18 protein-coding genes are annotated in these 20,731 nt (G+C 50.7%); 14 read left to right on the top strand and 4 right to left on the bottom strand.

The window, feature by feature from the left end; translation table 11 throughout:
• Position 1: 1 nt before the first annotated feature.
• Complete coding sequence (locus C5610_RS11170) at positions 2 to 1,294, bottom strand: GntP family permease (RefSeq protein WP_105307218.1); 1,293 nt, start codon at positions 1,292 to 1,294, stop codon at positions 2 to 4.
• A gap of 212 nt (positions 1,295 to 1,506) precedes the next feature.
• On the opposite strand from C5610_RS11170, the gene C5610_RS11165 reads away from it, so the two are divergent.
• Both C5610_RS11165 and C5610_RS11160 read left to right on the top strand, forming a co-directional pair.
• Positions 1,507 to 3,720: a TonB-dependent receptor gene (locus C5610_RS11165; protein WP_105307217.1), complete on the top strand. Its 2,214-nt coding sequence runs from the start codon at positions 1,507 to 1,509 to the stop codon at positions 3,718 to 3,720.
• A 111-nt stretch (positions 3,721 to 3,831) separates the two neighbouring features.
• The gene (locus tag C5610_RS11160) at positions 3,832 to 4,488 is read left to right on the top strand and encodes a response regulator transcription factor (protein ID WP_105307216.1); all 657 of its coding nucleotides are present in this window, start codon (positions 3,832 to 3,834) and stop codon (positions 4,486 to 4,488) included.
• On the opposite strand, the gene C5610_RS11155 is transcribed toward C5610_RS11160, so the two are convergent.
• On the bottom strand, positions 4,438 to 7,800 hold the full coding sequence (locus tag C5610_RS11155; RefSeq protein ID WP_105307215.1) for a PAS domain-containing hybrid sensor histidine kinase/response regulator: 3,363 nt from the start codon (positions 7,798 to 7,800) through the stop codon (positions 4,438 to 4,440). The genes C5610_RS11160 and C5610_RS11155 overlap by 51 nt on opposite strands.
• A gap of 2 nt (positions 7,801 to 7,802) precedes the next feature.
• Positions 7,803 to 8,420, bottom strand: a complete 618-nt coding sequence (locus tag C5610_RS11150; RefSeq protein WP_105307214.1) for a trimeric intracellular cation channel family protein — start codon at positions 8,418 to 8,420, stop codon at positions 7,803 to 7,805.
• Between the two features lie 172 nt (positions 8,421 to 8,592).
• Here C5610_RS11150 and C5610_RS11145 point away from each other — a divergent pair, with 172 nt between their 5' ends.
• From C5610_RS11145 to C5610_RS11090, 12 genes are all read left to right on the top strand, one after another.
• Complete coding sequence (locus C5610_RS11145) at positions 8,593 to 10,101, top strand: sigma-54-dependent transcriptional regulator (protein ID WP_241970618.1); 1,509 nt, start codon at positions 8,593 to 8,595, stop codon at positions 10,099 to 10,101.
• A gap of 131 nt (positions 10,102 to 10,232) precedes the next feature.
• Positions 10,233 to 10,568, top strand: a complete 336-nt coding sequence (yajC, locus tag C5610_RS11140) for a preprotein translocase subunit YajC (RefSeq protein WP_105307213.1) — start codon at positions 10,233 to 10,235, stop codon at positions 10,566 to 10,568.
• A gap of 28 nt (positions 10,569 to 10,596) precedes the next feature.
• Entirely contained in the window at positions 10,597 to 12,444 is a 1,848-nt protein-coding gene (secD, locus tag C5610_RS11135) for a protein translocase subunit SecD (protein ID WP_105307212.1), read from the top strand.
• Positions 12,445 to 12,452: 8 nt separating this feature from the next.
• Entirely contained in the window at positions 12,453 to 13,400 is a 948-nt protein-coding gene (gene secF / locus C5610_RS11130) for a protein translocase subunit SecF (RefSeq protein WP_105307211.1), read from the top strand.
• 40 nt (positions 13,401 to 13,440) lie between these two features.
• Positions 13,441 to 14,223 carry a peroxide stress protein YaaA gene (yaaA, locus tag C5610_RS11125; protein WP_105307210.1) on the top strand — a complete coding sequence of 261 codons (783 nt, stop codon included), beginning with the start codon at positions 13,441 to 13,443 and terminating at the stop codon, positions 14,221 to 14,223.
• A gap of 42 nt (positions 14,224 to 14,265) precedes the next feature.
• Positions 14,266 to 15,147, top strand: coding sequence for a DUF3014 domain-containing protein (locus C5610_RS11120; RefSeq protein WP_105307209.1), 882 nt, complete (start codon positions 14,266 to 14,268; stop codon positions 15,145 to 15,147).
• Entirely contained in the window at positions 15,144 to 15,746 is a 603-nt protein-coding gene (locus tag C5610_RS11115) for a lysophospholipid acyltransferase family protein (protein ID WP_105307208.1), read from the top strand. The genes C5610_RS11120 and C5610_RS11115 overlap by 4 nt, the downstream gene beginning before the upstream one ends.
• Positions 15,746 to 16,396, top strand: coding sequence for a GNAT family N-acetyltransferase (locus C5610_RS11110; protein ID WP_105307207.1), 651 nt, complete (start codon positions 15,746 to 15,748; stop codon positions 16,394 to 16,396). Before C5610_RS11115 ends, C5610_RS11110 begins: the two co-directional genes overlap by 1 nt.
• Positions 16,397 to 16,454: 58 nt before the next feature.
• Positions 16,455 to 16,919, top strand: coding sequence for a 6,7-dimethyl-8-ribityllumazine synthase (ribE, locus tag C5610_RS11105; protein WP_105307206.1), 465 nt, complete (start codon positions 16,455 to 16,457; stop codon positions 16,917 to 16,919).
• A 10-nt stretch (positions 16,920 to 16,929) separates the two neighbouring features.
• On the top strand, positions 16,930 to 17,349 hold the full coding sequence (nusB, locus tag C5610_RS11100) for a transcription antitermination factor NusB (protein WP_105307205.1): 420 nt from the start codon (positions 16,930 to 16,932) through the stop codon (positions 17,347 to 17,349).
• A gap of 59 nt (positions 17,350 to 17,408) precedes the next feature.
• Positions 17,409 to 18,404: a thiamine-phosphate kinase gene (thiL, locus tag C5610_RS11095; RefSeq protein ID WP_105307204.1), complete on the top strand. Its 996-nt coding sequence runs from the start codon at positions 17,409 to 17,411 to the stop codon at positions 18,402 to 18,404.
• Positions 18,401 to 18,874, top strand: a complete 474-nt coding sequence (locus tag C5610_RS11090; protein WP_105307203.1) for a phosphatidylglycerophosphatase A — start codon at positions 18,401 to 18,403, stop codon at positions 18,872 to 18,874. Before thiL ends, C5610_RS11090 begins: the two co-directional genes overlap by 4 nt.
• Here C5610_RS11090 and dxs read toward each other — a convergent pair.
• Positions 18,871 to 20,718, bottom strand: a complete 1,848-nt coding sequence (gene dxs, locus C5610_RS11085) for a 1-deoxy-D-xylulose-5-phosphate synthase (RefSeq protein WP_105307202.1) — start codon at positions 20,716 to 20,718, stop codon at positions 18,871 to 18,873. The two genes, C5610_RS11090 and dxs, sit on opposite strands and share 4 nt — an antisense overlap.
• Positions 20,719 to 20,731 lie beyond the last annotated feature (13 nt).

The following is a 20,731-nucleotide window of genomic DNA, read 5'->3' as shown; positions in this document are numbered from 1 at the left end:
CTTACAGCATGAATAAACCAATGGCGACGGCCAGGCCGAGTAATGGCACCACGACCGTTACGGCGGCAACGGCCCAATAAGCGGCACTGTGTGTTTCGTTACAGATGGCGCGGATGGTGGTGACCACATAGCCATTGTGCGGCAGCGAATCAAGCGCACCGGAGGAAATCGAAACAATACGGTGCAATTGCTCTGGGTTGACGCCGGCCTGCATGTAATGAGGCCCTACCTCCGGTAGCGCAATCGCCTGGCCACCCGAGGCCGAACCGGTCAAACCGGCGATGACGCTGACGGCAACCGCAGCACCCACTAATTCGTTGCCCGGCAAATTGGTCATGGCGGTAACCGCCGTATCAAAGGCCGGGGTGATTTTGGCGATGCTGCCAAAGCCGACCACGGCGGCGGTGTTACCGATGGCGACTAAAGCGCCGGTTGTGGCTTCGGAAATAGCGAGCTGCGGACGGTGGAAGTGTTTAAAGTTAATCACTGCAATGGCAATAACGCCGCCAAGCAGAGCGACGATTAGTGCATTCTGTGCGAGTTCGTCGTGAAAGAAAAACGACAGCCCTAATACCACCAGTAACGGAATCAAGCTAAGCACTGGCTTGGGCAGTTCCCGATCCAACAATACCGGGTCACCTTCGCGAGCTTCAAAGCTTTCACCATTCGCGATGGCGCGATTAATGATTTTGCGCAACCACCAATAACCGAAGGTTGCCATCAACACCGCAACTACCAGGCTTACCTCCCACGCGGCATAAGGTGAGGTGCCAAGGTATTTGATCGGAATCCAGTTTTGGATTTCCGGTGATCCCGCTGAAGTCATGGTAAAGGTGACCGAGCCAAATGCCAGTGCGGCCGGGATAAAACGGCGTGGCAGGTTAGCGTCTTTGAACAGTGATAATGCCATCGGATAAACTGAGAAGGCGACCACGAATACACTGACACCACCATAGGTCAGAATGGCGCAGGCTAACACCACCGCCAGTACCGCTTGTTTGCGACCCAACTTATTAATGATCCACTGAGCGACGCTGTCGGCGGCGCCGGTATCTTCCATAAATTTGCCGAACATCGAACCGAGCAAAAACATGAAAAACCAGGCGGCTACAAAGCTGGCAAAGCCATCCATATAAGCGCTGACGAAATTTACCTCACCGGTAAACAACGGGATGCCACTGCAAAGCGCGACGACGACCGCACACAAGGGTGCGCTGATAAATAAATTCATTCCTCTGAGTGTGAGGATGATCAGCAACACCAGGCCGCCGATAAGACCAATCATACTTAACATGAGTTACCTCGCAACGAGTCAATAGAAACAGCCATGCTCCGGTCGTTGCATGAACTGTATTGTGCGTTATTCGGTAGTTTTGCCCCATAGTACTATGGTACAGATCACTTTTTTAACAATTTGCGCTAGTTTAATAGCCAGCCATGACTCTGGGCCGTTCAAAAAATAAACGGAACACCTATAAGAATGACAACATCGTCAGGGGAACAACAATGAATACAGCCAAATTTAAGCACTCGCTGGTAGCCGTCGCAATCGCTGCACTGTTTACCAGTCCTGCAAGCTTAGCTCAGGATGAGCAGGACACCACTCAGGCAGAAGATGGCAAACTAGAACGCATTGAAGTGACTGCGCGCCGAACCAGTGAAAGTTTACAAGAAGTGCCGGTGTCGGTATCCGCGTTTGGTGAGGAACTGCTCGAACGCGACGGCATTGAAGACATTACCGAGTTGCAATACAAAATGCCGAACACCACGTTTCAGGTCAGTCGAGGCACCAACTCCACGCTGACAGCCTATATTCGTGGGGTTGGTCAGCAGGATCCGTTGTGGGGGTTTGAGCCCGGTGTTGGTATCTATATCGATGACGTGTACGTTGCTCGTCCGCAAGGCGCCGTGTTAGAAGTGCTTGATGTCCAGCGGGTTGAAGTCCTGCGTGGTCCGCAGGGCACGTTGTACGGTAAAAACACCATCGGCGGCGCGATGAAATACGTGACTCGCGAACTGACGGGTTATGATGAGTTTGAAGTAAAAGGCACGGTGGGTTCCTACAATCAGGCCGACTTAAAAGTGTCAGGACAGACGGCACTAGCCGATAATTTCTACGTCGGCGGCGCGTTTGCCACGCTTAACCGGGATGGCTTTGGTAAATTTGTTAATACCGGTGACGACAACTATAACAAAGAGTTAATGACCGGCCGTTTGAACGCCAAATGGCTGGTGAATAAAGACGTCAACGTCAAATTTGCGGCAGACTGGACCCGCGACGACTCCAATGCTCGCGGTGGCCACCGTGAACAGGAGTCGTTGTTAAGTGATGAACCCAGATTGACCGATGTGTACGATGCCTATACCGCGATGCCGACCTGGAACAAGGTCGAAACCGAAGGGTATTCCATGACCATCGACTGGGCGATTAACAACGATTGGCTGTTCAAGTCGGTCACCGCCTATCGCGAGGGTCTTACCGACACCAACATCGATTTTGATTCAACGGTTAATCCGGTGCTATTGGTGCCGGCCATTTATGAAGACGACCAGACCACCCAGGAATTCCAGTTCATGTACCGGGACGATCGGCTGGACTTTGTCGGTGGCTTGTATCTTTATGAAGGTGAAGCCTGTGGTGAATTCGGTACCGTGCTGGGTCTACTGGGATTATCCATAGATACCGGCGGTTGTGTTGATACCTCAAGTGAGGCCATTTTTGGCCAGGCGACCTATCAATTGGATGACCAGTGGTCGGTTACTCTGGGTGGCCGCTATACCCGAGATGATAAAACCGCAGATGTCTTTCGTTACACCTATGCCGGGGTAAAATTCCTCGATCGGGGCGACTACTCCGCCGATCCCATCGTGGTTAACTCGGACTTTACGACTCAGGCGGACTGGAGCAAATTCAGTCCACATGCCAGTGTCAGTTACCAAGTCGATCCTGAACTGATGTTCTACGCAAGCTACAGTAATGGCTTTAAATCCGGCGGTGTGGATATGCGCGCCGATGTATCGCTTAATCCCGATGCCTCAAATCCTTATGACCCGGAAACCGTTGACACCTTTGAGTTTGGTGTTAAAAGCGAACTGCTTGACGGACGTATGCGTTTAAATGCGGCAACCTTCTTCTCCGATTACCAGGATATGCAGGTAACCGTGCAGCGCGCGATTGAAGGCGGTGGTGTGGCATCGCAGGTATTGAATGCTGCAGACTCGACGGTACAGGGCTTTGAAGTGGAATCCACCTTTGCCGCGACGTCGACACTGAATATCACCGGCTCACTGGGCTATATCGATGCCGAGTTCGATTCGGTGGCATTCTTTAATCCTGATACTCAGCAGGTTGAAGATGTTTCCGATCTCTGGTCATTCCAGAATACGCCAAAAGTTACTGCGAACATTGGCTTCAACAAAGAATTCGCATTGGAAAGCGGTTCATTAGTGTGGTCAGGAAGCGTTTCCTACCGCGATGACACACAGATTTTTGAGGTACCTTCACCGCTGGACGAAGAGGCTTACAGCCTGACCAATACCAGTCTGGTGTGGTATTCAAACTCGGGTCAATGGACCGTTGGGCTTCATGCTAAAAATGTCTTTGACGAGGAATATCGGGTATCCGGCTATAACTTTGGCTCGACTTTTGGTGAGAACATCGTAACGGGTTACTACGGCGATCCCCGTACTTATTCACTGACCGTCGGCTATCGTTTCTAATGATGTGCGCATTACCGGCACGCGAGCGTTATCCCTGTGGCTTGCGTGCTGGTAATTTTTTTGAAAGTCGCTAGCATGGTTACTATTCAGTCGCCAACGAAGTTGAGCCTTATGGCCAGAGCTATTATTGCCGATGACCATCCGCTGTTTCGGGCTGCAATGAAGCAAGCCCTGGCGGATTGCTTGTCATCTGACGTCATTGAAGCGTCGAGTTTTCAACAACTTGAGCAGTTACTTGGCGAGCAGCCGCAAATTGAATTGGTCTTTTTAGATCTGTCCATGCCCGGAAACCGAGGACTCACAGGGTTGTCGGTGTTACGCAGTCAGTATCCCGATATTTTGGTCGTCATTGTTTCAGCCAACGAAGACAGCCGTGTTGTTCGTCAGGCGATGGCGCTGGGCGCCAGTGGTTATATTCCCAAATCAGTACCGCTGCCGGAGTGGAAAATCGCGGTAGAAACGGTATTGGCCGGAGATAACTGGCTACCTTCCTCGATGCAAAATCTAAGTGATGAGACGGACCAGGAAATGTCCGCATTTGCGAACAAACTGGAACAACTGACACCGCAACAGTTTAAAGTCCTGCAGTGCATCGCTGATGGACTTTTGAATAAACAAATTGCCTACGAGCTGAACGTCCAGGAAACCACCATTAAGCAACACGCGTCTGCAATTCTGCGCAAACTGGGTTGTGTGAATCGTACTCAGGCAGGAATATTATTTCGGCAGATGCTGGATACTTCTGAGACGTTTAATGAGCCGCTTTAATGCGCCACTTTTTAATGGTTTGGGAATAAAGTGAGCACCTACTTCTAATGCTTGTTCACGCAGCACTTCGTCCGGGTCAGCCGAATTAATGATCGCAGCGGTGTGATGCTGCCAACGTTCACGCAGCGCCCGAACCGCATCAATCCCGGTGGCGCCATGGTCGAGGTGATAATCGGCAAAAATCAGGTCGACCTTAGTTGAGGATTTGACGTCGGCGAGGGAAGTTGCGGTAAGGACTTTTGCGCCCCATTGCTGTAGCAGTGACGCGGTCGCATTGAGCACGCGAACATCGTTATCGATAACCAAGACACAGAGGCCACGCAATAAGTCTTCGTCAACGCTAACGGCTGGAACGGAGGCTGGCGCTGAACGCTGTCGAAGCCAGTGTTCGACCGGTAATTGAATACCAAATGCCGTGCCCATACCGGGCTCTGAGCGGACTTCGATGGGTACTTCCATTAGTCGACAGATGCGCTCGACAATCGACAAACCCAGCCCCAGGCCGGGATTATCGCCTTCGGATCGTAATTGATGAAACTCTCTGAAAATTTCCTGCTGTTTGTGCGCAGGTATACCTTCGCCGGTATCGATAACCCACAGTGTTAGGCGATTGCCATTACGTTTACTGCCAAGAATGATCCGGCCCTGACCGGTATAACGGAGGGCATTGGATAACAGGTTCTGAACGATGCGGGTTAATAACTTTCTGTCACTGCGTATTACGGCAGAACTGCGTTGATAATGAAAGGTCAGTCCTTTTTCGGACGCCATAGCCTGATACCGGTCAACCAATGGGGACAGTACCTGATCCAGTGCAATCGATTGCCACTCCGGGCTGAGGTTACCAGCATCCAGCTTGGTCATATCCAACAGCATGGTCAGCAGCTCTTCTGCGTGATCAAGTGAACGGCGAAGGTTTAACGCTAACGGCAGTTGTTCGCTGTCAGCCCGCGACTGCAGCATTTCGCAAAAGAGGCTGGCGGCGTTAAACGGTTGCATCAAATCATGGCTGACAGCCGCAAAAAAGCGCGATTTACTCAGATGTGCTTTCTCTTCCGCCTGTTTGGCCAGCAATAGCTGCTCGGTGCGTTCGTTAACACGTTGTTCGAGCTCGGTGTTAATCCGCTGCAACGCCTGCTGAGCCTCGACACGGTCGGTGATATCGCTGTAGGTGGTGACAAAGCCACCGCCGGGCATTGGATTGCCTTGCAGCTCAATAATCGAATCGCCTTGCGCTCGTTGATATTTATAAGCGCTGCCGGCTCGTAGATAATTCAGCCGTTTCTCAATTTCGGCGTTGACGTCATTATCCTCCGAGCAACTGAGTAGGCCGCGCTGGGCGTTGTAATAGAGCAGATCGGCAACAGGCATTCCGGCTTTCACGAGGCCTTCAGGATAATCAAAGATTTCCAGGTAACGGCGATTCCAGGCAACCAGTCTGAGTTCACGGTCAATGACGCTGATGCCCTGTGGAATATTCTCTACCGACGCCTGTAACAGTTCACGGTTAAATTGGTACAGTTTGGATGCTTCAGTGGCCCAGTCAACCACCTTAGCCACGGGTAGGTTCTGTTGTTCGGTGATGGTATCAAACAGCAAGCGCGTGGCCGAAGTTCCGATAATACCGGACAGCTCGCGTTCCAGGCGCATTAATGTTCGTGCCGGTACGTAGCTTTGCGAATCCTGGCTGACAAGATCAGTACCAAGCTTCTGTTGCAGAGTGACCAGTTGCTCATCGTTATAGAGGCGCTCAAGCAAGGCGCGCAGACGTCCCCAGGTTAAGCTGGGGTCTTGCGTCATCTCGTCAAAACCGCTGCTATCTCTGCCGTTGCTTGCGGGCCGATAAACAATGGAAACCAGCAGGTAAAGCAACAGATTACTCCCGAGACTCAACAGCACACCATCGGCTACCTGCACATCAGAAATTGGATTAGCGGTATCAAGCGCTGGTAAAAATAAGGTGATAAACCAGATACCTGTGCCAATGGCTAAACCACTGATCACCGCCAGTTGGCTGTTACGCCGCCACACAACACTGCCGATGATGGCCGGACCTAATTGTGCAAGCAACGCCAGTGACAATAATCCGGAGTTAACCAAGGGGAGCGTATCAATGGTGAGTTGATAGTAAACGTAGGCAAGTAACATCACCACCATAATGGTAATCCGCCTTACCCACAGTATTCGCGAAGGGGTAAATTGCAGGCGAGTCAGCTGTTGATGACCAATCCGCAACCACAGCGGCATCACGACATCGTTCGAAATCATGATGCTGAGTGCCAGCAGCGCGATGATGACCATGCTGGTTGCTGCTGCCAGTCCACCGATAAAGGCGATAAGAGACAGCCATGCAGTGTCGCTGGAAAGCGGAATCACCAGCATGAAAGTATCCGTTGATGCCTGCTCCGGCGCGATTAAGAGTGCTGCCAGGGCGATGGGCAAAATAAAGAAGTTAATCGCGAACAGGTAAAGCGGAAATGCCCAGCGGGCAACACGTAATTCATCACTGTGTGTATTCTCGACGTAGCTGACGTGAAACTGTCTGGGCAGACAAAACATCGACAATGCGCCTAACAAAATGTGCACTAAGTAAATATAACCGCCGCCCTCGACACCGTTCAGAGCCGCTTGAGTGACCGGCTCAGCAAAGCTCTTATCAAGTAAGTCGGCTAAACCATCGAACAGGCCATAAGTGGCAAACAGTCCGACAATAATAAAAGCGCCCAGCTTGACCAGCGACTCAAACGCCACGGCGTCCATTAAGCCACCATGCTGTTCGGCGAGGCTTAAGCGACGGGTACCGAATAAGAAGCCAAAACCAATCATGACCAAAGCCACCAACGCGGATAAATCAAACAGCCAGAATGGATTCGGTTCGAACCCGGTGACGGCAGAGAAGCTCGCAGTTACGGCCCGCAATTGCAGGGAAATATAGGGCACAACGGCGATCAACGCGGTGATGGCGACAACGCTGGCTAACAAGGGTGACTTGCCATAGCGGGTGCCGATGAGATCCGCAATCGAGGTAATATTTTGTTGTTTGCAATAGCTTAACAGGCGCAGTTGTACCGCATGTAAAAACAAAAACACCACGATGGCGCCGATGTAGGTTGGCGCAAACGCCCAGCCATAGTGAGCCGACTGCGTAACCGTGCCAAAAAACGCCCAAGAGGTACAATGCACACCCTGTGCCAGGGCGTAACGATAGGGTTTAACGGGCTGTGTTGCAGAACGGTCGCCGCGATAAGCAATGGCAAACAGAATCAATAAATAAATGACCGCCGTTGCGAGTGTTAAACTGACCGAAAGCATGATCAGTGATGGTCGTGGTGATCAGGAAAAACCGGTAACGACCATTGATACCGTATCGCGCCTAGACGAATGATCAGCGTTGATAACATGCCGGCGGCTAAGGCGATGATAGGGTAATAGGGCACCAGTAAGGTATACACCATGGCACCGACAATACAGGTGGTGGCATAGAGTTCACTTTTAAGGACCATCGGCACATCGCGCGCCAGTACGTCACGGATCATACCACCGAAGCAGGCCGATATGGTTCCCATAATGACAGCAATAAAGGGAGAAAAGCCGGCAGAAAGCGCTTTTTCTGCGCCCATGGTCGCAAAGAATGCTAAACCCACCGCATCGGCAATTTGCAAGGTTGTCATCGGAATGTAAGCTTTGTAACGTAACCAGACGATGGTCAAGACGGCTGCAACCAAGATGGTGTAAATGTAGGTCGGGTCGTGGGTCCAGAATACCGGAAGGCCAAGAATTAAGTCGCGCACAGTACCACCACCGATGGCGGTAGTTGAGGCGAGAATAATAACGCCGAAACCGTCCATGTGCTTACGGAATGCTAACAGTGTACCGGCGATGGCGAATACCGCGACACCAGCCTGGTCTGTCCAGTAAAACAAAATATCCATAACGTCTGCGAGTCCTGATACCTTTACTTGTCAGTTTGTCACTTTAAGATCAAGATTGGTAGTCAGTAGCTGGTGAATTTCGTTGGCTATTTTATCGTCACCGCGTACAATGTAACCAGCCTCGAGACGTAGTAATGCTAGGGAATAGCGCTAAATGATGAATGTTGCAGAAATGAAAACAAAGCATGCGGACGATGACATTGCACGTCGAGTTGAGTATGCGCCGACGCTAATTATTGCTCTTCACCCCGATTTGGGGCGTATTGGCGACACCGCTCCGCTGCTGGGTATTCTTCAGGAAAATCGAGATTATTTAAGTCGTAACCGCCCGGATTTTTCCAAAAACGGCTACACCGGTAAGCCCCTCAATGATCCTCACATCAGTCGTTCGCCCATTATTTTCCAACAAGATGGTGATGATGCCTTTCGCGTGCGGGCGCACTCGACCAGTACCAAAGTCCAAATTTTAGGACGCGCCTACCAAAGTGAGTATTTACTGAGCTCAGCGGAAGTCAGCCAAGGTGTTGTTATTACATTGAATAATACTGTGGTACTGGTGCTGAAAATGATGCCGCTGGAAGAAACCCGTTATAACTTGGATGCGGTGCTTAAAGGCATCAGTCCGGATATCAATGCCATTAGTCATAAACTTGAACATATTGCGAAATTGGATATGCCGGTGATCATTCGCGGTGCCACCGGAGCTGGCAAAGAACAAGCGGCTTATAAAATCCATTTGGAAAGCCATTGTGCGGATAACCCCTTTGTTTCTGTGAACGTCGCCGCTATCCACGACGTAGTGGCGGAAGAGGAACTGTTTGGTGTGGTTCGTGGCGATCAACACTCGCCGGGTTATTTTTGCCAAGCCCAGGGTGGGACACTGGTATTAGAGGATCTGGAAGATGCCTCCGAAACGGTGGTAAGTCTGTTGTTTTCGGCATTAACGCAGGGCAGTTACATACCACCGAATGGCAATAAGCCGGTGACCATTAACTGCCGAATCATTGTTACCAGTATTTATGACACCTGCCCGTGTCCACAGGGCTCTAAGCTTTGGCAACTGATGAACTATTTAGCCGCTTATCAGGTGTTTTTACCATCGTTGGCAGAGCGTATTGAAGACATCAGCATACTGTTTTTACACTTTGTGGAGCAGCAATGGCAGCGCATTTATCCTCAGCGCAGCTTTGCATTAAAGATTCCGGCGAGTTTAATTGCACAGTTACTCAGTTTTAACTGGCCCGGTAATGTCAGACAGTTGCGTAATGTCGCTCGTCAGGTTGTCATTGACAGTCGTGATGAGGAAGCACTGCAGTTAGACCCGCAACTGCTTTCCATTCTGAAGCCGCAATCATCATTGCGCGGCGTGCAGGAAAAAATCAAAGCAAATGGCAGTGGACGCAAGCCGAATACCATTGGTCGCGATGAGTTGATTGAAGCGTTGCAAAAAAATCGCTTTGAACTACAGGCTACCGCGCGTGAGTTGAATATTTCTCGGGCCTCGGTGTATCAGTTGATACAACGCTTTGATGGCATCAGAACCGCACAGGACTTGACCGAAGCGGAGCTGAAAGAGTGTTATGAAAAGTACCGCGGGGATACCGAGCAGATGATGTGGGAGCTGCAAGTTTCGCAGGTCGGAATGCGGCGACGACTCAAAGCAATGGGTTACGATATTTGATTCAGTATTCTTTCCCGGCAAATTTTTGCTAGACTATCCCTCCTTGTTGACTTGTAATTCGGTCACCTTGTCCTTATCTAAGACAAGGTGACAACAAATACCATAAAATTAATGACCAATTGGGGAATATTATGAACTTTTTTATCAGTCCTGCTTACGCTCAAGACGCAGGTGGCGCCCAAGGTGGCGGCATGGAACTTATTTTCATGCTGGTCATGTTTGGTTTGATCTTCTATTTCTTGATTTATCGCCCGCAAGCAAAACGCGTTAAACAGCATAAAGAGCTTGTATCGTCATTGAGCAAAGGCGACGAAGTGCTTACTCAAGGCGGCATGGTCGGTCGAATCACAAAAGTTAGTGACGATAAAGATTTCATCGTTATCGCGCTATCTGACGAAATTGAAGTCACCGTGCAAAAAGCAGCCGTTACATCGGTTCTTCCGAAAGGAACGATGAAGTCACTGTAATCACAGTAATAACAAAGGTAGGCACGACGTGTTAAATAAATACCCGTTGTGGAAAAACCTGCTGATCATCTTTGTCGTGCTAGTGGCAGCGCTGTATGCGCTGCCAAATATTTATGGCGAAGATCCGGCAGTTCAAATTTCCGCAGATCGACAAGCTACGATTGATGCAGCAACGCTTGATCGAGTCCGCAATACGCTAACAAGCGAAAATATTTCTCCTAAGTCCGTTGCCCTTGAAGAACAGCAGATTTTGGTGCGGCTGACTTCGGACGACCAGCAGTTGAAAGCGCGCGAAGCCCTAGTTAAATCGTTAGGTGACAATTACATCGTGGCGTTGAATTTGGCGCCGGCAACCCCCGAATGGTTGAAGAGCATTGGCGCCCAACCCATGAAACTGGGCCTGGATTTACGTGGCGGCGTCCATTTCCTGATGGAAATCGATATGGACGAAGCGATGCGCAAGATTCTCGACGGTATGAAAGATACCGTCCGTAACGAGTTACGCGAAGAGCGAATTCGTTACACGGCCGTTAACGTTGAAGATCGCGATGGGGTAAAGGTTCAACTGCGTACGGAAGAAGATTATCAGCAAGCGTTGAGTTATCTGGATAATCGGTATCAGGGATACACTCTGGTCGAGAATCCTGACGAACAAACGCTTGAATTGCGTATGACCGAGCAGAAGCTGGCAGAAACCCGCGATTATGCGGTATCACAGAACATCACCATCATGCGCAACCGGGTCAACGAGCTGGGTGTGGCAGAACCGGTGATTCAGCGTCAAGGCTCCAACCGTATCGTGGTCGAACTTCCGGGCGTGCAGGACACTGCGCGGGCGAAGGAAATTCTTGGTGCGACAGCAACGCTGGAGTTCCGTATGGTTGATACCGAAAATGACGTTCGCGATGCCATGAGCGGCCGGGTGCCATTTGGCAGCGAGTTGTTGCCAATGCGTGATGGCCCGCAGCAGTTGCTGAAAGAAGACGTTATTCTAACCGGTGACCACATTGTCAATGCGGGTGTCGGCTATGATGAATACAACCGACCGCAGGTTAATATCACGTTAGACGGCGCTGGCGGCAATAAGATGTCGATGGCGACCAAGGATAACGTGGGCAAACCGATGGCGACGGTATTCATCGAGTACAAAGCGACTGACGAGCGCGATGAAAACGGCAACCTGCAATTCACTAAAAACGCCGAAGTGATTAACGTCGCTACCATTCAATCGCGGTTGGGCAGCAGTTTCCGAATTACCGGCGTTGGCGCCCAGGAAGCACAAAACCTGGCACTGTTGCTGCGTGCAGGTGCATTGATCGCGCCTATCCAAATTGTTGAAGAACGCACGGTCGGGCCTAGCCTGGGTCAGCAAAACATTGATGCAGGAACGCAAGCCATTATGTGGGGCTTTATCTTAGTCCTGATATTTATGGTCGCGTATTATCGTAAATTTGGACTGGTCGCCAACTGTGCACTGGCGTCGAACCTGATTTTGATCATTGGCGTGATGTCGATGATTCCGGGAGCCACGCTGACCTTGCCGGGTATGGCCGGTATCGTTTTAACGGTCGGTATGGCGGTTGACGCTAATGTGCTGATCTTTGAGCGTATCCGTGAGGAAATCAAAGACAAGCGCAGTCCGCAACAAGCCATTCACCACGGTTATGACAGCGCGTTGTCAACCATTGCGGATGCGAACGTGACGACCCTGATTGCAGCGCTCATTCTGTTTGCGATTGGTAATGGTCCGATTAAAGGCTTCGCGATTACTCTGGCTATCGGCATTATAACGTCGATGTTTACGGCCATTGTCGGCACCCGCGCGATTGTGAACTCAATCTGGGGCGGAAAACGCCTTAGTAAACTCTCGATTTAGGCGATGTTATGCGAGAAATAATTAGTACAGATGAACGAATTCCGTTTATGCGGTTTCGCGGCGTCTTCGCCATTATCAGTGGTTTGCTGTTAGTCGCGTCGATCGTCTCATTGTCGGTTAACAAACTGAACTTTGGTTTAGACTTTACCGGCGGCACCTTGATTGAAGTTGGCTTCCAGCAACCCGCGAACCTGCAACAGGTTCGCGACGTGCTGGACGACAACGGTTATGGCGATGCGATCGTACAGAACTACGGGACGCAACAGGATCTTTTGATCCGTCTTGAGCCGCGTACTGACGTTAAAGCCGAGCAGTTGGGCAGCTCAATCATTGAGGCGCTGCGGTCGAATATCGATCAAAGCATTGAAATGCGTCGGATTGAATTTGTTGGCCCTAATGTTGGTGATGAATTTATCGAACAGGGCGGTCTGGCGATGCTGACCGCACTGATCTGCATTCTCATATACATTGCTCTGCGCTTTGAGTGGCGGCTTGCGGTGGGGGCTGTTGCAGCTCTGGCGCACGACGTTATTTTGACCCTGGGGCTGTTTTCAATCCTCGGTCTCGAGTTTGATCTGACGGTATTGGCGGCGTTACTGGCGGTCATCGGTTACTCGATAAACGATACCGTGGTCGTGAGTGACCGTATTCGTGAAACGTTCCGTAAATTCGCGAAGCTAACGCCGATGCAAACGGTCAACCGGGCATTAACGGACACGCTAAGTCGAACATTAGTAACGTCACTAACCACCATTCTGGTATTACTGACGCTGTTCTTTTTGGGTGGTCCGTTAATCCACGGTTTCTCTACGGCGTTGTTATTCGGTGTGGTGATTGGTACCTACTCATCGATTTTCATTGCTAGTTCGGTAGCCATTACCTTTGGCGTGAGCCGCGAAGATTTGATGCCGACCGAAGTAGAGAAAGAGGGCGCGGATCAGGATCCGTTGCCTTAAAACCATTAAATTACGCGATTGACTTGTTGAGGAGCGCATCATGCTTGCTGTTTTATCTCCGGCGAAAAACTTGGATTATGAAAGTGATTACCCGAGCGTTGAGGCCACTCAGCCGCGCTTACTGGATGATGCCGCAGAGCTGGTTGACGTTTGCCGTGAGCTGAGCCCACAGCAATTGGGGTCGTTGATGAAAATCAGCGATAAGCTGGCAGGCCTCAATGCTGCCCGCTTTGCCGAATGGTCTCGACCTTTCAGTGAGCACAATGCGCGTCCGGCAATCTTTGCGTTTAATGGGGATGTCTATGCCGGATTAGACGCCTACCAGTTAGACGCCGGGGCGCTAAACTCCTCACAACATCAATTGCGTATTTTGTCCGGCTTATACGGTTTGTTGCGTCCGCTTGACCTGATGCAGCCGTACCGGTTGGAGATGGGCACTAAGCTGAACAACCCTCGTGGTAAAAACTTGTATGAGTTTTGGGGTGATACCATTACCGAGTTATTGAACCAGGATCTGGCACAACAAGGCACCGATGTATTGGTGAATTTGGCATCAAATGAGTATTTTTCGGCCGTGAACACGAAAGCGCTTAAGGCTCGTGTCATTACGCCGGTATTTAAAGATGAAAAGAACGGTCAGTATAAAGTGATCAGTTTTTACGCCAAGAAAGCGCGCGGGTTAATGGCTCGCTTTATGGTGAACCAAACGCCCAAGTCTGTGTCTGATTTAAAGGATTTTGATGTTGCTGGCTATCAATTTAACGCAGCAGAATCGAGCGAAGACAAATTGGTGTTTAAACGTTCTGAAGCTGCGCGTGGTTGATACGGATAACTTGCCGAAACTCACTGCATGGCGGATAGGACTATGACGGACAATCAAACAGAACAACACGAAGAACCAAGTGGGGCGGGAAAAGCGGTAACTTGGACAGCTGTCGCTATTATCGTCATCGCGGTAATTGCCGCGGTGGTATGGTGGCTAACGGCGGACAAGCCGACGGAAATGACCCCCGAACCAGCACCACAGCAACAACAGCCGGTGACGCAAACCGTCGAGCCAGAAGCGGAACCAGAACCTGAGCAAGAGCCCGAGGAACCAAGCCCTGCACCGGAGCCTGAAACGGTGGCTGAGGCTGCACCGGAGCCAGAACCAGAGCCAGAACCGGAGTTACCACCTCTTGATCAGAGTACGCCAACGGTATTACAGACGTTGGACTCTAGTGGAATTGTGATTCAGCCGCTTAAAAGTTCGCAGTTGGTGCGTGATGCGGTGGTTATCATCGATAACTTACGCAATGGCACCTTGGTGCGCGACCGTACTATTGTACAGCGCCCCGACGGACGTTTTAGCGTGATGGAAATCGACGGAAAACTCTATATTGATGAACGCAGCTATCAGCGTTACGACGCTTTAGTGGATTGGTTTATCAGTATGGATAATCAAGCGTTGGCAGAGAACTTTGATTTATTTGAACCGCTGCTACAGGACGCATTTGCCGAAATTGGTTATCCCGATGCGGCAGTGAGTGATGCCTTGTATGAGGCGATGGATGTGTTGCTGGCGACACCGGTGCCAGAAACCTTAGTCGAAGTTGAAGACGATGAGGTTATGTACACCTACGCTAATCCGGCGTACGAAGCGTTGCCGCCGGCACAGAAACAATTACTGCGTATGGGGCCGGATAATATAGAGCGCATTAAAGATAAACTACGTGAACTAAAACAGGTGTTTCAGGCAAATTTATGAATGATAGCAATACCTTACCTGAGCACGTGAAGGGCGAGTTCCCGACACGTGACGGGCGCTTTTTGCGATGGGTAGGCCGGGTTGGCCTACGTTTATCCGGCGGCTGGAAAATCAATGGGCAAATGCCGGATGTAAAAAAAGCCATTTTGCCGGTTGCACCGCACACGTCTAACTGGGATTTCCCGGTAGGCGTGTTTGTTATGTTGGCACTGGGATTAAAACTGAACTACCTTGGCAAGGCCAGTTTGTTCCGTTTCCCGATTAAAAGTTTAATGACCAAGTTGGGTGGTATTCCCATTGACCGCAGCGCACCAAATGGCGTGGTTGGCAAGATGGTTGCTGAGTTTAAACAACAGAATGAATTGATTCTGGTGATTACCCCGGAGGGGACTCGCAAGAAAGTTAAAGAATGGAAAAAAGGCTTTCTGCATATGGCCAAGCAAGCCAATGTACCCATCATACCGGTGGCGATGGATTTTGCCCGTAAGGCCATCGATATTGGTCCAGCCATAATGATAACGGGTGAAATCGAAAAAGAATTGGAACGGGTCAAAAGTTATTTTGCACATGCTCAAGGCAAACGGGCGGAGTACAGTTAATGATGCGGCTGACCGCCTACCTCATCAGCTGTGCCATGCTTTGGTGTGTTTGTACCACAGCGTTCGGCGCGGAGTTCTGGCGGCAAAGCTGGTCGGCTCCACAACGCGTTGAGTCAAGTCGCATTCAGATTCGTCCACTGGAAGCTGCGGATGCTGAACGGCTGTTTCACAGTTATATGGGTTCGCAAAAGTTTCTCTACGAACGCCTTGGCTGGAGCTGGCCGTCAGAAAAAAGCACGTTGGAGCAGAATCATTCGATGGTTCAGTTGCATTTAAAACAGTGGCAAAATCAAACGGCCTTCACCTACCTGGTGATTGATCGCGAACGCGAGATGATTGTTGGTGCGGTTTATTTGGTGCCGGTGGCAGAACAACGCGGTAGCTCTGGTATTATTAACAGCAGCAATTTTAACGCCGAGGTCACCTGGTGGCTGACTGAACCAGCTGTGAATGCCAGTCTGCATAATGACCTGTTTGAGGTGTTATCTGGGTGGTTGCGCAGTAGCTGGCCGTGGGAACAGGTGCTGTTCCCGGTGGCTGCCTCTAACCGCCCTGCAATTGCCGTGCTCGAGAACAGTCCGGCGCGTTTTATCGGTGAAAACCGAGATACAAAAGAACGTTTTTACTCCTATACTGTGGCGCGCAAATAACCCGCAAAACCGTTAAAATTATGCTATTATCCGCGCCAAAATGAACAAGGGAAAATCTATGCAAGTCATCGAAGGCGGTATCGCCGCTCAGGGCAAAAAGTTCGCCATCATCGTTTCGCGTTTTAATCACTTTGTTGTCGAAAGCTTACTGGATGGCGCGATACAGTCGTTAAAGCATTACGGCCAGGTCAATGAGAGCGACATCACGGTCGTTCGTGTGCCAGGCGCTTATGAAATGCCGGTAACGGCGAAGAAACTGGCAGCATCAGGCCGCTATGACGCGATCATCGCTGTAGGCGCTGTTATCCGCGGTGGTACACCGCATTTTGACTTTGTCGCCGGCGAATGTAACAGCGGACTAGGCCGTGTCGCGACCGAATACGGTTTACCGGTTGCGAATGGTGTCATTACCACCGAAAACCTTGAACAAGCTATTGAGCGCAGTGGTTCTAAAGCGGGAAATAAAGGCTCTGAAGCAGCCCTTAGCGCGTTAGAAATGGTCAATGTTCTTGAACAGCTGTAAGGAGTAAGAGATGAAACCTGCAGCACGAAGAAAAGCACGGAAACTGGCCGTACAGGCCGTTTATTCCTGGCAACTGTCTCAGAATTCGTTTTCTGAAATTGAGGCTCAGTACCTGACCGATACGGACACCAGCAAAGTCGACGTGGATTACTTTCTGGATTTGCTACGAGGTGTCGGCAGCTATTTCCGGAGTCTGGATGAGTCGTTGGAACCTTTCCTGGATCGCCCGATTAAGGATCTTGATCCTGTTGAATTGGCGGTACTGCGTATTGCCGCGTTTGAATTGAAAGAACGGCTCGATGTGCCTTACAAGGTCGCTATTAACGAAGCCATTGAATTGGCCAAGTCGTTTGGCGCCGACGACAGTCATCGCTTCGTCAACGGCGTATTGGATAAGGCCGTCGACTCGCTGCGACCCGTACGCCAGTAATCTTTTTTTGCCAAAGCGCGCATCGTATGGTGCGCGCTTTGGCCATACCAATACCCACTATGCGTAACGAATTTAGCCTCATCGAATATTACTTTCAGCAACATCAGCGTACGCGCGACGACGTGCTTATTGGCATAGGCGATGATGGTGCCGTCACGCGCGTGCAGCCGCAACATGACTTGGTGACCGTCACGGATACCATGGTCGCTGGTGTGCATTTTGATGACACCACGCCAGCACGAGCCATCGGTCATAAAGCGGTCGCCGTTAATCTGAGTGACCTTGCTGCAATGGGGGCTGAGCCTTGTTGGATCAGCTTGGCGTTAACCCTGCCCGAGGCTGATGAGCAGTGGTTGCAGGAATTTAGCGCCGGGTTGCATGAGATTTGTCAGTATTACGGTTGTAGCCTCATTGGCGGCGATACCACCCGCGGGCCGTTAACGGTGACCATCACCGCACAAGGTCAGGTTCCCGAGGGTCAGGCACTGACTCGTAAGGGGGCGATGCCGGGGGATTGGTTGTATGTCAGCGGTCCTTTGGGTGATGCCGGGCTGGCGCTGGATATTACTCAACAGCGCTATCCTGAGGCCGGTCCTCATTTACAGAAGCTCATTGAACGTCTGCATTATCCGTCACCAAGGGTAGCGCTTGGGCAGTCCTTAAGAGGGGTTGCTAATGCCTGTATTGATGTTTCTGACGGCTTGCTTGCGGATTTAGGGCACATTCTAACGAGCTCTCAGGTCGGCGCTGAAATCGAACTGGATAAGTTACCGTTGTCGCTGGCAATGACCGAAACGTTAAGCCAGCAGCAGGCTTATGCTAAGGCTCTCACGGCCGGAGATGATTACGAATTATGTTTCACGGTCGCTGAGCACCACCGCGGTAAGCTGGAAACCCTAACAGCGCACTTAAAGAATAAACCGGTTTGTATTGGCCGGATAAAAAAATCGCAGCAGGCGACGGTGAGTTTTAAGCTGGACGGAGAGGATTATCCGCTAACGCTTGAGCAACCGGGTTTCAATCACTTCCTTGATGATGCAGGAGCGACTTCTTGAAGCGTTGGCCAGGGGTTAACTTTTTTAATCCAATCAATTTTTTGGCGCTTGGTTTTGGCAGCGGCCTAGCGCGCAAAGCGCCCGGCACTTTTGGCACGCTGGCAGCGATTCCGGTGGTGGCACTGCTGTCACTGATGGGAACAACTGCGCTGGCGCTATTTATCCTTTTAGGCACCCTTGGTGGGATATACATCTGCCGTTTTACGGCCGATAAAATGGGTGTGCACGACCACCCGGCGATTGTCTGGGATGAAATCGTCGGTTACGCCATTGCCATGTTCGCATTACCCTTCGAATGGCCCTATGTTCTGGCAGCCTTCGTGTTGTTCCGTTTTTTTGATATCGTCAAACCCTGGCCTATCGGCTGGGTGGACAAACAGTTGACGGGTGGTAGTGGCATCATGATGGACGATGTGCTGGCAGGCGTCGCCAGCAGCGTCGTCATTCATGCGGTTTTGATGTGGCTTTAGTCGGCTAACCGTGTGCGGATACGGTCGATGATGCCGCTGGCATCCAGACCGAGCTCAGTGCGTATTTCCTGTTGCGAACCGTGCTTAATAAACTGATCCGGTAAGCCTAAGGTTAACACATTTGTGGCCAGTTGCTGTTCAGCCAGAGCTTCTAACACGGCACTACCGGCACCGCCGGCAATGGCATTTTCTTCTACCGTGACCAGTAAATCGTGTGTTTTAGCGGCATTAATCACAGCTTCAACGTCCAACGGTTTGACGAAACGCATATCGATGACCGTCGCATCAAGTTGTTCGGCGACTTCCATACATTCAGGTAACAAAATACCGAAGTTTAGAATTGCCACGGTAGACCCTTCGCGCACTGGTTTGGCTTTGCCAATAGCGAGTGGCTGGTCCTGCTCACGCAACTCAATGCCTACACCACTACCGCGAGGATAACGGACAGCGGCAGGGCCTCGGTATTCATAGCCTGTCTGCAACATGTCACGGCATTCTTGCTCATCACTTGGAGTCATTACCACCATATTCGGAATGCAACGCAGATAACTGATGTCAAAAGCGCCCTGATGCGTTGGCCCGTCAGCACCGACAATACCGGCACGGTCAATCGCAAAGAGGACATCCAGATTTTGCAAAGCGACATCATGAATGAGTTGATCGTATCCACGCTGTAAAAACGTCGAGTAAATGGCAACAACCGGTTTCATGCCTGCTATCGCAAGTCCTGCCGCATAGGTCACACTGTGTTGTTCGGCTATCGCAACATCGAAGTATTGTTCCGGATAGCGTTTTGAAAACTCGACCATACCGGATCCTTCACGCATGGCCGGCGTGATGGCCATCAGTTGACGGTCATGTTTGGCTTGGTCGCATAACCATTGGCCGAAAATATCGGAGTAGGATGGTATACCCGGAGGTTTAACCGGTAGTTGAGTCGATTTCGGGTCAAATTTTGGCACGCCATGATAACCGATCGGGTCATTTTCGGCGGGACGGTAACCTTTCCCTTTTTGCGTCACGATATGCAGCAATTGCGGACCGCTGAGATCACGCATATTGGTCAGGGTTTCCACCAATTCGTCGACGTTGTGACCGTCAATCGGGCCGATGTAATTAAAGCCAAGCTCCTCAAAAATGGTGCCGGGAGCCATCATACCTTTCATGTGCTCTTCCGCACGGCTGGCGAGGTGGTGGATCTGCGGTAGTGGCTTCAGCAGTTTTTTCCCTTGCTCACGCAGCGAGGTATAGACTTTACCGGATAAAAGCCGTGCAAAATGCCGGTTGAGCGCACCGACGTTTTCTGAAATCGACATGTCGTTATCATTCAGAATCACCAACATATTTGGCTTAATGTCACCGGCGTGATTCATTGCCTCAAACGCCATCCCCGCGGTTATCGCGCCGTCACCGATGATGGACACAACTTTTTCGCGGCTGCCTCTGCGTTCAGCGGCTACGGCCATTCCCAAAGCGGCTGATATGGATGTGCTGGAGTGACCGACAGATAACACATCGTAAGGGCTTTCTTCACGCCACGGAAATGGGTGTAAGCCGTCTTTTTGGCGAATGGTATGTAATTGATGTTTACGTCCGGTCAGAATCTTATGAGGGTAGGCCTGGTGACCAACATCCCACACCAACTTGTCTTCCGGTGTATTGTAAACGTAATGCAGAGCAACCGTGAGTTCTACGGTGCCAAGGCCTGAGGCCAGGTGACCGCTGCTTTTGCTTACTGAGTTAAGTAAGAATTGACGAACTTCACTGCAAACCTGTTGCAGTTGCGATTTAGGGATACGACGAAGATCCGATGGCAGTTCGATACGGTCCAGAAGTGTTGTCATAGTGCTCTTTATA

It is taken from the genome of Idiomarina sp. OT37-5b (assembly GCF_002968395.1).
In the GTDB taxonomy this organism is placed as follows: domain Bacteria; phylum Pseudomonadota; class Gammaproteobacteria; order Enterobacterales; family Alteromonadaceae; genus Idiomarina; species Idiomarina aquatica.
The sequence above is the reverse complement of the archived record's forward strand: the minus strand, read 5'-3'. Positions and strand labels throughout refer to the sequence as shown.